Annotated in this window: 13 protein-coding genes and 1 other RNA gene; 12 read left to right on the top strand and 2 right to left on the bottom strand. The window is 70.8% G+C overall.

Features of this window, described 5'->3' with window-relative positions; all coding sequences use genetic code 11:
• The first annotated feature begins 18 nt into the window (after window positions 1–18).
• The 3 genes from AC0QU1_RS07310 to AC0QU1_RS07320 are packed head-to-tail and all read left to right on the top strand — an operon-like array spanning window position 19 to window position 1,081.
• Window positions 19–195, top strand: coding sequence for a hypothetical protein (locus AC0QU1_RS07310; protein WP_483575535.1), 177 nt, complete (start codon window positions 19–21; stop codon window positions 193–195).
• Window positions 192–644, top strand: coding sequence for a TadE/TadG family type IV pilus assembly protein (locus AC0QU1_RS07315; protein WP_483575537.1), 453 nt, complete (start codon window positions 192–194; stop codon window positions 642–644). The genes AC0QU1_RS07310 and AC0QU1_RS07315 overlap by 4 nt, the downstream gene beginning before the upstream one ends.
• The gene (locus AC0QU1_RS07320) at window positions 641–1,081 is read left to right on the top strand and encodes a pilus assembly protein (RefSeq protein ID WP_483575539.1); all 441 of its coding nucleotides are present in this window, start codon (window positions 641–643) and stop codon (window positions 1,079–1,081) included. Before AC0QU1_RS07315 ends, AC0QU1_RS07320 begins: the two co-directional genes overlap by 4 nt.
• A gap of 58 nt (window positions 1,082–1,139) precedes the next feature.
• Here AC0QU1_RS07320 and AC0QU1_RS07325 read toward each other — a convergent pair whose 3' ends face one another.
• Both AC0QU1_RS07325 and AC0QU1_RS07330 read right to left on the bottom strand, forming a co-directional pair.
• A complete protein-coding gene (locus tag AC0QU1_RS07325) occupies window positions 1,140–2,618 on the bottom strand; it encodes a non-reducing end alpha-L-arabinofuranosidase family hydrolase (RefSeq protein ID WP_483575541.1) in 1,479 nt (492 codons plus the stop codon).
• Window positions 2,619–2,671: 53 nt separating this feature from the next.
• Window positions 2,672–3,985: an endo-1,4-beta-xylanase gene (locus AC0QU1_RS07330; RefSeq protein ID WP_483575543.1), complete on the bottom strand. Its 1,314-nt coding sequence runs from the start codon at window positions 3,983–3,985 to the stop codon at window positions 2,672–2,674.
• 216 nt (window positions 3,986–4,201) lie between these two features.
• On the opposite strand from AC0QU1_RS07330, the gene AC0QU1_RS07335 reads away from it, so the two are divergent.
• The 9 genes from AC0QU1_RS07335 to ssrA all read left to right on the top strand — a co-directional run bounded on the left by AC0QU1_RS07335 (window position 4,202) and on the right by ssrA (window position 11,664).
• The gene (locus AC0QU1_RS07335; protein WP_483575544.1) at window positions 4,202–4,672 is read left to right on the top strand and encodes a hypothetical protein; all 471 of its coding nucleotides are present in this window, start codon (window positions 4,202–4,204) and stop codon (window positions 4,670–4,672) included.
• 20 nt (window positions 4,673–4,692) lie between these two features.
• Entirely contained in the window at window positions 4,693–5,112 is a 420-nt protein-coding gene (locus AC0QU1_RS07340; RefSeq protein WP_483575545.1) for an ankyrin repeat domain-containing protein, read from the top strand.
• A gap of 47 nt (window positions 5,113–5,159) precedes the next feature.
• Window positions 5,160–6,269 (top strand): peptide chain release factor 2, encoded by a 1,110-nt coding sequence (prfB, locus tag AC0QU1_RS07345; RefSeq protein ID WP_483575547.1) that lies wholly within the window; start codon window positions 5,160–5,162, stop codon window positions 6,267–6,269.
• Between the two features lie 142 nt (window positions 6,270–6,411).
• Window positions 6,412–7,188 carry a cell division ATP-binding protein FtsE gene (gene ftsE, locus AC0QU1_RS07350; RefSeq protein WP_483575549.1) on the top strand — a complete coding sequence of 259 codons (777 nt, stop codon included), beginning with the start codon at window positions 6,412–6,414 and terminating at the stop codon, window positions 7,186–7,188.
• Between the two features lie 2 nt (window positions 7,189–7,190).
• A complete protein-coding gene (gene ftsX / locus AC0QU1_RS07355) occupies window positions 7,191–8,102 on the top strand; it encodes a permease-like cell division protein FtsX (protein WP_483575550.1) in 912 nt (303 codons plus the stop codon).
• Window positions 8,102–9,472, top strand: a complete 1,371-nt coding sequence (locus AC0QU1_RS07360) for a peptidoglycan DD-metalloendopeptidase family protein (RefSeq protein WP_483575552.1) — start codon at window positions 8,102–8,104, stop codon at window positions 9,470–9,472. Before ftsX ends, AC0QU1_RS07360 begins: the two co-directional genes overlap by 1 nt.
• Before the next feature lie 64 nt (window positions 9,473–9,536).
• A complete protein-coding gene (locus AC0QU1_RS07365) occupies window positions 9,537–10,466 on the top strand; it encodes a GNAT family N-acetyltransferase (RefSeq protein ID WP_483575553.1) in 930 nt (309 codons plus the stop codon).
• A gap of 213 nt (window positions 10,467–10,679) precedes the next feature.
• Window positions 10,680–11,156, top strand: a complete 477-nt coding sequence (gene smpB, locus AC0QU1_RS07370) for an SsrA-binding protein SmpB (protein WP_483575555.1) — start codon at window positions 10,680–10,682, stop codon at window positions 11,154–11,156.
• 139 nt (window positions 11,157–11,295) lie between these two features.
• Window positions 11,296–11,664: a transfer-messenger RNA gene (gene ssrA / locus AC0QU1_RS07375) on the top strand.
• Window positions 11,665–11,757: the final 93 nt, after the last annotated feature.

Below are 11,757 nucleotides of genomic sequence, written 5' to 3' on the forward strand. Positions count from 1 at the left end.
CCGACGAAAGGAAGCACGATGCGCGACGGACGTGAGCTGGACCGTGGGCTCGACCATGAGCGGGGTGACGTGCCGGGCTGGGTCTTGGTCACGCTGATGACCGCCGGCCTCGTGGTGGCACTCTGGGCGGTGGCAGGCCCGCTGCTGGAGGACGCCTTCCGCCAGGCGATCAGCAGCGTCACGGGTCAGGGGTGAGCCTCGCGCGACCGGATCCGCGCCCGCGTCCGTGCCAGTCCCGGCGCTCGCGGACGGCGCTCGACCGGGCGGGGCGCGGCCCGGCGGACCGCGGCTCCGCCGCCGTCGAGTTCCTCCTGGTGTCCGTGCTGGTCCTCGCGCTGCTGCTCGGCGTGGTCCAGGTGGCGCTCGCCGTCCACGTGCGGTCCCTCGCGACCGACGCGGCGGCTGAGGGCGCCCGCGTCGCAGCCCGCGCCGACCGCACCCCGGCCGACGGCGTCGCCCGCACCCGTGCGCTCCTGTCCGGCGCCCTGACCGGCGACTACGCCCGCGACGTCACCGCGGGCTGGACGATGCTCGACGGCGTGCCCGTGACCGAGGTGACCGTGCGGACGCCGCTACCCGTGGTCGGTCTGCTGGGACCGAGCGGGACGCTCATCGTGCGCGGCCATGCGCTGGTGGAGCGATGAGCGTCGAGGACCGGGAGCGCGGCTCCGCCATGGTCGAATTCCTCGGCGTCGCGCTGATCCTGCTGGTCCCGCTCGTCTACCTCGTGGTGACGCTGGGGCGCGTGCAGGCCGGCGCCTTTGCCGCCGAGGGCGCGGCACGGGAGGCGGTGCGCGCCATGGTCACCGCCGAGTCGGCGGCGGCCGGTGCGGCCCGCGCCGACGCCGCCGTCGGAATAGCCCTCGCCGACCAGGGCTTCGCGCGCGCCGCCGCCGATCTCACCCTGGAGTGCTCCGCCGACCCGTGCCTGACGCCGGGCGGCTCCGTGGGCGCCGTCGTGCGGGTCGAGGTGCCGCTGCCCCTGGTGCCCGACGCCGTACGCGGCTGGGTGCCGCTGGCCGTCCCCGTCGAAGCGGCCCGCACCGGAACGGTGGACGAGTACGCCGAGGCCCGGCCGTGAGGTGCGCCCGGACGCCGCCCACCCGAGGCGGGTGCACGGCGTCCGGACGCGTCCGGGCCTATCGCTGGAGGGTGAGCAGGCCCGGTCGGTACGGCAGCAGGCCGTAGTCCGTGCCGTCCGAGCTGGGGGAGCGGCCCTGGTACAGGAACCGCAGGTTGCAGGGATCGATCGTCATGGTCTGATCAGCGCTGGTGCGGAGGAGCTCACCGTGGCTGATGTCGTTGGTCCAGGTGGCGCCGCTGTTGGCCTTGCCGGCGAACGGGTTGCTCTCCGTCGCCGCCTCCGGCGTCCACGAACCGGAGAGGCTGGTCGCCGTGAACGAGCGGAAGTACCGCCCGTTGGCGCCGATCGCCTCCACGATCATGAGGTACTTGTTCTGGTCCTTGAGCTTGTACACCTGCGGAGCCTCGAACAGGTTGTTCCTCGAGTCGGTCATGATGGTCTGGTAGGAGCTGCCGAAGTTCCCCGGGAAGTTCCCGATCGGCATGCTGGCCCGGTAGATGCGGCCGTTGTCCCCGGCGAAGAACAGGTACATGTTCTGGCCGTCACCGATGATCGTCTGGTCGATGGGGCCGGTGCCGGAGTCGGAGATCGACCCGGTGAACAGCGGGCTTGCGGCCGACCAGCCGTTCGGGTTGGTCGGGTCGCTGGAGGTCCGGTACATGAACGGCGACGGGCCCCACTGGTAGGTGAGCACCCAGATGTTGCGCGGCGCGAAGTAGAAGAGCGACGGGGCGACCGTCGAGGACGACATCGCGTTCTGCGTGGCGCTCCCCATCTGCGAATAATCGGAGAAGAGGCTGAAGTTCATCGAGCCCCAGGACGTGCCGAAGTCGTGGGTCGTCGCGTAGACGAGCTGCTGACCGTTGTACGGGGCCACGGTGAAGTCCTTGAGCGAGACCCAGCCGGACCTCGGGTTCGCCAGCACGCCGGTGGACGACCAGCGGTAGGTCGACGGTAGGTCGCAGGCCGCCGTCGAGTTGCTCACGAGGGAGGCGTCGTCGATGTAGAGACCGTCGGTGCCCGCCGCCGTCTCGACGTAGAACGTGGCGGACGACAGCGTGCCGGACCAGGACGCCGTCGCCGTGCCGGTGAGCTGCGTCCAGCCGGAGGAGTTCACGGCCCCCTGCGCCAGGTTGATGTAGTTCGTCGTGCCGCCGGCGGTCACCGCCAGCGTGACGCGGCCCGTCGGGGTCCCGCTCTGCGACCGCACCCACACGCTCGCCGTATAGCTGGTGTTGTTCGTCAGCGCGGAGGTCACGGTCTGGGCGGGGCCGTTCCACGCGGCGGTGCGACCCGTCCGCAGGAGGGCACGGCTGCCGCCGTGGACCGGGCTCGTGACAGAGGTCAGCGACCCGGCACCGAAGGCGGACCAGCCGGTCGTGCCGTTCTCCAGGTCGGCGTTCGTCAAGAGGTTGGCGCTCGCCGCCGCGGCCGGTGCGGCGTGGATCTGTGGTGTCGCCACCACGACCGAGGCCAGCGCCAGGGCCGCCGCGACCCCCAGCGCCTGGATGATGGTGTACCTGCGTCTGTTCATGCTGCGCTCCTGTTCCGTCCGGACTGTCCGTTGCTGCGCCGTTGCAGCCCTGATCACGACACCGAGCAGGTCGCGGTCGGGGTAGTCGTCGTGCCGTTCTTGTAGACGGTGATCCCGAAGTTGTTGCCCGACCCGTTCGGGGTCGCCGTGAGCGTGCCGGACGTGCCGGAGACCGTGGCGTTCCACGAGTTCTGCAGGCTCTGCGCGCCCTGCAGCCGGATGGAGACGCGCCAGGTCGAGCTGCCGGAGACGGCGAACGAGACGTTGAACCGGTCGCCCCACTCGGTGGACCTCGTGACGCTGACCGTGCAGCTACCCGGCTGCGGGTTGCTGGAGCCGCCGTTCAGCGTGTCGAGCACGGCGGTGTAGGCGGGCTTCTTGTTGCCGTTGCCGTCGAACAGGAGCGGGGTGCCGCCGGCACGCCACGAGTCGGTGTCACGGACACCCCACACGGAGATGCCGGTGCAGCGGGACACGGCCATGCAGGCCTGGACCACCCTGCGGTAGTTGTCGGCCTGCGCGGTACCGGAGCCCTCGATGTCGAGCTCGGTGATCTGGACGTCGACGCCCAGCGCCGCGAAGCTCGACAGCGTGGTCTGGTAGTTGCTCGGCACGGGGCTCTGCGGGTTGAAGTGGGACTGCAGGCCCACGCAGTCGATCGGCACGCCGCGGGCCTTGAAGTCGCGGACCAGGTTGTACACGGCCTGCGTCTTCGCGTGCGTCCAGTCGTCGGTGTTGTAGTCGTTGTAGCAGAGCTTGGCGTTCGGGTCGGCGGCCCGGGCGGCGCGGAACGCCGCCTCGATCCAGTCGTTCCCGGTGCGCTGCAGGTTGGAGTCGCGACGAGCGCCCGAGGAGCCGTCCTGGAACGCCTCGTTCACCACGTCCCACGAGTGGATCTGGCCGCGGTAGTGGGTGGCGACCTGGGTGATGTGGTTGAGCATCGCGTTGCGCAGGGCCGTGCCGCTCAGGTTCTGCATCCAGCCCGGCTGCTGCGAGTGCCAGGCCAGCGTGTGGCCGCGGACCTGCTTGCCGTTGCTGCGTGCCCAGTTCACGATGCGGTCGCCGTTCGTGTAGTTGAACTGGTTCTGGTTCGGCTCGGTCGCGTCGATCTTCATCTCGTTCTCGGCGGTGATCATGTTGAACTCGCGGTTCGCGATGGTCGTGTACGCCGTGTCGGAGAGCTTCTGCGCCGCGATCGCGGTGCCGAAGTACCGGCCCGACTCCGCGGCGGCGGCCTGCAGCGTACTGCCGGCGGCCTGTGCGGAGGTGGCCGCAACGCCGGCCGTGAGGACCACGGCGGTGAGCGTCGCGAGCGAGATGGCTCGCAACCTGCGGTGGGGCTGTGACGAGGTGCGCGTTCGGGTCATCGTCGATCCCTTCACTGCTGGACGTGCCGTCGTTGGCCCGTCGATGTGGAAAAGGATTTCGATGCCGTACAGCGGCTGTCAAGGGTTCTCGCTAAACGTTTTCTGCCGTCGTGCGGATCGAAACGTTGAGATCCGTCCGGCGGCTGTCGGTCGAGCCGGGCCGGCTCATCACCGGTCGCCCGAGCGGGCTGCCCGGGCCCACGACACAATGAGCGGATGCGCCCTGCGGACCAGGCCGACGCGCCCGGGCACGATGCCGGGGAGAGCGGCCGCATCATGCTGCTGACCTCAGCGTTCGTCGCGTTCGCGCTGCTGCTCGTCGCCGTCGTCGCCTCCGCGAGCGCGGTCCACCTGGACCGCAAGGAGGTCTACGACGTCGCCGACCTCGCGGCCGCCGACGCCGCCGACGCGATGTCCCCCGACGCCTTCTACACCGGCGCCGGCGCGCCCGCCGAGGGCGCCCCGCTCACCCTGTCCGACGCCGACGTGCGCGCCGCCGTCGAGCGGTACCTGGCCGAGCACCCGCCGAGCGTGCCGGTCGTGGTGACCGAGGCGTCGTCGCCGGACGGGCGTTCGGCCAGGGTGGCGCTGACGGGCGTGTCCCGGCCGCCGCTGCTGCGCTGGTTCACCGACGCGTTCGGCGGCGGGATCGCGGTGCGGGCGTCGTCGACCGCACGAGCGTGGTGAGGCGGCGCTAGGTTGGGCCCATGAGCGAGTCGCACGTGAACGAGCAGGGCCCGAACGACCAGACCGGTGTGCGGCTCGAGCCGCAGCAGGTGTTCGACCTCGCCCGGGAGGGCGGCGACGTGCTGCTGGACCTGGTGGACGCGGGCCTGCCGGTGGACATGGCCGACGAGTCGGGCAACACGCTTCTGATGCTCGCCGCCTACCACGGGCACGCGGACCTCACGGCAGGCCTCGCCGAGCGCGGAGCGGACGTGAACCGGCTGAACAGCAGGAACCAGGCGCCGCTCGCGGGGGCGGTCTTCAAGAACGAGGCCGGCGTGATCCGGGTGCTGATCGAGCACGGCGCCGACGTCGACGCGGGTGACCCGAGCGCCCGCGCGACGGCGGAGATGTTCGGCCGCGAGCTCCCGGAGCCTGGGACGGGCGCGGCGGGCGCCTGACCGGCTGCGGCGTCGGACACCGGAATGCGCGGGTAACCTAGAACATCGTGGCAACCAACGACTTCCCCGCAGAGATCAAGGCGCTTCGCACCACCCTCGAGTCGATCGAGGCCGTGAGCGACCCCACAGCGCTGGAGGCGAAGATCGCCGAGCTGTCGGAGCAGGCGTCGGCGCCCAACCTGTGGGACGACCCGGAGCAGGGCCAGAAGGTCACCTCCGCACTGTCGGCCGCCCAGGCCGAGCTGAGCCGCGTCGAGAAGCTCGCGGCCCGCATCGACGACGTCGAGACCCTCGTCGAGCTGGGCCAGGAGATGGACGACGCCGACTCGCTCGCCGAGGCCGAGGAGGAGGTCGAGAAGATCCGCAAGGATCTCGCCGCCCTCGAGGTACGCACGCTGCTGAACGGAGAGTACGACGCACGCGAGGCCGTCGTGACGATCCGCGCGGGTGCGGGCGGCGTCGACGCCGCCGACTTCGCCGAGATGCTGATGCGCATGTACCTGCGCTGGGCCGAGCGGCACGGCTACCCGACCAAGGTCGGCGACACGTCCTACGCCGAGGAGGCGGGCCTCAAGTCCGCGACCTTCGAGGTGAACGTGCCCTACGCGTTCGGCAACCTGTCCGTCGAGGCGGGCACGCACCGCCTGGTGCGCATCTCGCCGTTCGACAACCAGGGCCGCAGGCAGACGTCGTTCGCGGCGGTCGAGGTGATCCCGCTCATCGAGCAGACCGACCACATCGACATCCCGGAGTCGGAGCTCAAGATCGACGTGTACCGGTCGTCGGGCCCGGGCGGTCAGTCCGTGAACACCACGGACTCCGCCGTGCGCATGACGCACATCCCCACGGGCGTGGTCGTGTCGATGCAGAACGAGAAGTCGCAGATCCAGAACCGCGCCGCCGCCTACCGCGTGCTCCAGTCGCGCCTGCTCCTGCTGCGCCAGGCGGAGGAGGCCGCCAAGAAGAAGGAGATGGCGGGCGACATCAAGGCGAGCTGGGGCGACCAGATGCGGTCCTACGTGCTGCAGCCGTACCAGATGGTCAAGGACCTGCGCACGGAGCACGAGTCGGGCAACCCGCAGGCGGTGTTCGACGGCGCGATCGACGACTTCATCGAGGCCGGCATCCGCTGGCGCCGGGGTGCGTCGGCGAGCTGAGCGGGCCTCCGGCGTCCGCCGCGCGAAATACGACATGCGTGCAGGTATGCCCGGAATTGCCGTGCGGCAACGCGTGACCGGGTGAGTGCCCTCGGCGTGTCTGCGCGACACGCCACCCGATGTCCCACCTAGGGTCGGGCTCGTGATCAGGTTCGAGAACGTGTCGAAGGTCTACGCGCGCGGCGCACGGCCTGCCCTCGACCAGGTCTCCGTGGACGTCGAGCGTGGCGAGTTCGTGTTCCTGGTGGGGGCCTCGGGCTCGGGCAAGTCGACCTTCCTGTCGCTCGTGCTGCGCGAGCAGCGGCCCACGCGCGGCCGCGTCTACGTGGCCGGCCGGGACGTCGCGAACCTCTCGGGGTGGCGCGTGCCCACGCTGCGCCGGCAGCTCGGTGTGGTGTTCCAGGACTTCCGGCTGCTGCAGAACAAGACGGTGTACGAGAACGTGGCGTTCGCGCTGCAGGTGATCGGCAAGCCGCGGCACGTCATCCGCGACACCGTGCCGGAGGTGCTGGACATGGTGGGCCTGGCCGGCAAGGGCAAGCGGATGCCCACCGAGCTCTCGGGCGGCGAGCAGCAGCGCGCCGCCATCGCGCGCGCCATCGTGAACCGGCCGCAGATCCTCCTGGCCGACGAGCCGACGGGCAACCTCGACCCCACCACCTCGCTCGGCATCATGCGCCTGCTGGACCGCATCAACCGCACCGGCACCACCGTGGTCATGGCCACGCACGACGACGAGATCGTCAACGAGATGCGCCGCCGCGTCGTCGAGCTGTCCGACGGCGTCGTCGTGCGCGACGAGGCGCGCGGCGGCTACGGCGAGCGCGAGGCGATCCTGCCCGACGTCGGCGCGTCGCCGGTGCTCGACGCCCCGGGCAGCGGCACGCGCGCCCCGGCGCAGACGGTGCGGGGGTCCTGACCGTGCGCCTCCAGTTCGTGCTCGGCGAGGTCTTCTCCGGCCTGCGCCGCAACACCACCATGGTCGTCGCCGTGGTGCTCGTGACGTTCGTGTCGCTCACGTTCGTGGGCTCGGCCGCGCTGCTGCAGGCGCAGATCGGCAAGCTCAAGGACGACTGGTACGACCTCGTCGAGGTGTCCGTGTTCCTGTGCCCCCAGGGATCCAAGGTGCCCACCTGCGCGGCGGGCGAGGCCACCGACGAGCAGATCGACAAGCTGCGGCAGGTCATCGACACCGAGCTGTCGGACGAGGTCAGCAAGGTCTACTTCGAGTCGAAGAACGACGCCTTCGACGCGTTCAGCGAGCGCTACCCGGACGGCTACCAGGGCACGCAGCTCACCGCCGAGGACATGCAGGCCTCGCTGCGCCTCAAGCTGGCCGACGCCGAGCAGTTCGCCGTCGTGAGCGACGTGCTGTCCGGACGCGACGGCGTGGAGATCGTCGAGGACCAGCGGGCCGTCTTCGAGCCGCTGTTCCGCACGCTCAACGTCGCCACGCTGCTGGCGGCGGGGCTGGCCGGCGTCATGCTGCTCGCCGCCGTGCTGCTGATCACCACGACGATCCGGCTGAGCGCCGTCTCGCGGCGCAAGGAGACCGAGATCATGCGCCTGGTGGGCGCGTCCAACCTGTTCATCCAGCTCCCCTTCCTGCTGGAGGGCGCCCTGGCGGCCGTGCTGGGCTCGCTGCTCGCCGGCGGCGGGCTGTGGCTCGCCGTGCGGTTCATGGTCAGCGACTGGCTCGAACGGTCGGTCGACTGGGTGGCCTACGTGTCGGAGGTCGACGTGCTCCGCGTTGCCCCGCTGCTCGTGGTCATGGCCGTCGCCCTGGCCGCCGTCTCGTCCTTCTTCACCCTGAACCGGTACACGAGGATCTGATGTCCACCGTCCGAAGCTCTCCGGCCCGTCGTCGCCACCGCGGGCGTCGCGCGTTCGCGGCCGCGTTCGCCGTCGTGCTGCTGCTCAGCGGTGCGACGGCCGTCCAGGCGGACGACCTCGACGACCGCCGTGCCGCCGCCGAGCGGCAGCAGGACGCGAAGGAGCGCGAGCGCGAGAGCCTGGAGGCGGAGCTGGAGCACACCGACACCCAGCTCGCCGACGCCGTCCTGGAGCTGAACCAGGTGGAGGGCCGCCTGCCGGTCGCGGAGGCCGAGCTCGCCGTCGCCGAGGCCGAGCTGGAGCGGGCCGAGCGGGAGGCGGCGATCCTGGCCCAGCGGCTCGCCGACGCGCAGCTCGAGGAGGCCCAGGTCTCCCAGCAGCTCCAGGACGGTGCGGGCAAGGTGGACGGCGCGCGCGAGGACATCGCGCAGATGGCCCGCGAGGAGTTCCGCGGTGCGGGCAACGCCTCGACCATCGGCCTCGTGACCGGCGCCCAGAGCACCGAGGAGTTCATCGACGGGTACTCCGTGTCGTCGTCCGCCGCCCGGATCCGGGCGCGCACGCTCGCCGAGCTGCAGGACGCCGAGGCGACGGCGCGCAACCTCCAGGCGCGGCTGTCCGCGATCCGCGAGGTGGTCACGGAGCTCAAGCGCCTGGCCGACGAGAACGTGCGGTCGAAGGAGCAGGCCAGGCAGGCGGCGGCGCAGCGCAAGGCCGAGATCGAGCGCCTGATCGCGGAGCAGGAGCGCCTCAAGGCCCGCATCGAGCAGCGCAAGGACGTCGCGCTGCAGAACATGCGGGACAACGAGCAGGAGCTGAGCTCCATCGAGGCGGACCTCAAGGAGATCATCCGCAAGCAGCGCGAGCGGGACGAGCGGCTGGCCAGGCAGCAGGCGAAGGAGGAGGCCGCCTCCGGCGGCGGGTCGTCCTCGGATGGCGGGTCCTCGGACGGCGGCGGTCCCGAGAGCCTGTCCTTCCTCAGCTATCCGACGGCGAACCCCGTGGTCACCTCCTCGTACGGCATGCGGTTCCACCCGGTGCTGCAGTACTACCGCCTGCACGCTGGCACCGACTTCCGGGCGTACTGCGGCACGCCGATCCTGGCCCCGGCGGACGGCACCGTGCTGTACGCGCGCTACCTGGAGGGCCTGGGTAACCAGGTGCTGATCGACCACGGCTACTCCGCGAGCGGCAGCAGCGTGATGACCAGCGCGAACCACCTCACGTCGTTCGCCGTCTCGTCCGGGCAGCAGGTCTCGCGCGGGCAGGTGATCGGCTACTCCGGTACCACAGGGACGTCCACGGCCTGCCACCTGCACTTCGAGGTGTACGTCGACGGCTCGACCGTCGACCCGATGACGTGGCTGTGAGGGCACTTGACTCGGCGGGGACGGCCCTGCTTCGCTGAGCCGTCCCCGCCGAAGAGGAGCCTCCTTGACCACCCTGCGCAGCATCAGCTCGGACGAGAAAGACCTGCTCAGCCAGGGCGAGACCGGGGAGAAGGCCGCCAGCCTGCGGGCGTACGTGGACAGCCAGCTCGACGCCGGCAGCTTCCGGCCCGAGTGGTGCTTCGTCGCGGAGGACGGCGGCAGGCAGATCGGCCGGGCCGCGCTCTACGCCCTGCCCGGCGCGGGCGTACCGGCGTCGATCGCGCTGCTCGAGACGCCCTGGGACGAGCCGGCCGCCGGGCCGGAGGTGCTCGGGCTGGTGGCCGCGAAGGCCCGTGAGCTGGGCGCCACCGAGCTCGAGTACGCGCTGGACACGCCGCCGAGCGCACCGCGGTTCCAGTACCACCCGGCCGAGCAGGAGGCGGCACTGCGCGCCGCCGGCTTCCGGCTCCTGCGGGACGGGATGCGCTGGCGGTGGACCACGGGTTCGCCGGTGGTCCCGCAGGACGACCGGCTGACCTTCCGGCCCCTCCCGGAGATCGGCCGCGAGACCTTCGTTGACGTGCTGGGCCGCACGATGGAGGGCACCGCCGACACCGACCTCGCCGACGGCGTCGCCAGGTACGGCGCGCGGGGCGCCGGCGAATGGATCTTCGACCTGATGGCGAAGTTCGACCACCGTGCGGAGTGGTACGAGATCGGCTTCGCCCCCGACGACAGCCCCGCCGTCGTCAGCATGCCGGCACGCAATCCCAGCGCGGCCGTCATCGGGCACGTCGGCGTGGTCCCCGAACACCGCCGCCGCGGCTACGCCACCGCCGCCGTCGCGCGCGGCGTCGCCGTGCTCGCCGCGGCCGGCGCCACCTCCGTCGTCGGCGACTGCGATGCCGCGAACACCGGCATCGCCCGCGCCTTTGCCGCGAACGGCTTCGACAACTTCGTCAACCGCCGCGAGTTCGGCCTGTCCCTCGTATAGCCGGCCTCTCGCCCGCGGCCGTGCCGGCTCCCGCGGCCGTGCCGGCTCCCGCGGTCGGACGGCGTCTGCCGTGGTGCGGGTCTACGCTCGGCGGATCCGGCTCGTGGCGAACCGGGCGGTAATAGCCTGGTCCGCCCGGGTCCGACGCGTAAACTGGGACGTCGCGCTGCCCGCACGGGGTGGGCAAGACCAGCAGATCCCCGGAGGGAGACCATGGCCAAGAAGGACGACCCGCGCAAGATCGTGGCGAACAACAAGAAGGCGCGTCACGACTACGTGATCGAGGACGTCTTCGAGGCCGGGCTCGTGCTGTCGGGTACGGAGGTCAAGGCGCTGCGGATGGGGCGGGCGTCCCTCACGGACGGCTACGCCAGCATCGACCGCGGCGAGGCGTGGCTCGAGAACGTGCACATCCCCGCGTACTTCCAGGGCACGTGGAACAACCACGCGCCCCGACGCCGGCGCAAGCTGCTGCTGCACCGCGAGGAGATCCTCCGGCTGGAGTCGAAGTCGCGGGAGAAGGGGCACACCCTCGTCCCGCTGTCGCTGTACTTCCTGGACGGGCGCGCCAAGGTCGAGATCGCGCTCGCGCGCGGCAAGAAGGAGTACGACAAGCGCCAGGCCCTGCGTGAGCAGCAGGACATGCGCGAGGCGCAGCGGGCGATGCGGCATCGGGAGATGCTGGGCTGACGGCGGGCTCGGCGTCGGCGCCGCCGGCGTCGGACGGGCTGACTGTTACCGGAATAACGTTCCCGCCAGGGCGTTGATCAACTAGACTGTACGTGTTCCGGACGGGTGTAGCTCGTACGGGGCAGTTGACAACACCATAGGGGCTGATCGGTTTCGACGGTGGTCGTGCTTCGAGGAGAAGCGGGCCGAGGATGCAGGCTTATCTCGTAAACGATGCCTGTCAACACATAGTTGCCGATAACTCGCGCAACGAGTTCGCCCTCGCCGCCTGAGCGAGCCCGAACTCCGTCGGCCTGGGATCCGCTTCCGTCCCAGCAGCCGGCGTCATCTAGGAAGCCACTGCTCGTAGCCCTCGTCATCGGGGCTGCGGGAACACTCAGGTGACTGGGCCTGTCCGTGAACGTGTCTGCGCGAGCACGGGGGCCGAGAAAATCCATAGCAGACTGCGCCCGGAGAAGTCCTGGAAAAGCGCCACCGGACCGGGGTTCGATTCCCCGCAGCTCCACCTGTGTGAAGGGCGAGGTGCGCCCGGCTGAGGCCGGGGGCGCCTCGCCCTTGTCATGTCTTATGGGCCGCAGCACCCCGTCCGGGTGACTCTGCT

The organism is Promicromonospora noduliphila (assembly GCF_056951025.1).

What these genes read in the sequence shown, in the direction of transcription:
- AC0QU1_RS07310 (WP_483575535.1), top strand. Translation starts at nt 19, where the DNA reads ATGCGCGACGGACGTGAGCTGGACCGTGGGCTCGACCATGAGCGGGGT.
- AC0QU1_RS07320 (WP_483575539.1), top strand. Translation starts at nt 641, where the DNA reads ATGAGCGTCGAGGACCGGGAGCGCGGCTCCGCCATGGTCGAATTCCTC.
- AC0QU1_RS07325 (WP_483575541.1), bottom strand. Translation starts at nt 2,618, where the DNA reads ATGAACAGACGCAGGTACACCATCATCCAGGCGCTGGGGGTCGCGGCG.
- AC0QU1_RS07330 (WP_483575543.1), bottom strand. Translation starts at nt 3,985, where the DNA reads ATGACCCGAACGCGCACCTCGTCACAGCCCCACCGCAGGTTGCGAGCC.
- AC0QU1_RS07335 (WP_483575544.1), top strand. Translation starts at nt 4,202, where the DNA reads ATGCGCCCTGCGGACCAGGCCGACGCGCCCGGGCACGATGCCGGGGAG.
- AC0QU1_RS07340 (WP_483575545.1), top strand. Translation starts at nt 4,693, where the DNA reads ATGAGCGAGTCGCACGTGAACGAGCAGGGCCCGAACGACCAGACCGGT.
- AC0QU1_RS07360 (WP_483575552.1), top strand. Translation starts at nt 8,102, where the DNA reads ATGTCCACCGTCCGAAGCTCTCCGGCCCGTCGTCGCCACCGCGGGCGT.
- smpB (WP_483575555.1), top strand. Translation starts at nt 10,680, where the DNA reads ATGGCCAAGAAGGACGACCCGCGCAAGATCGTGGCGAACAACAAGAAG.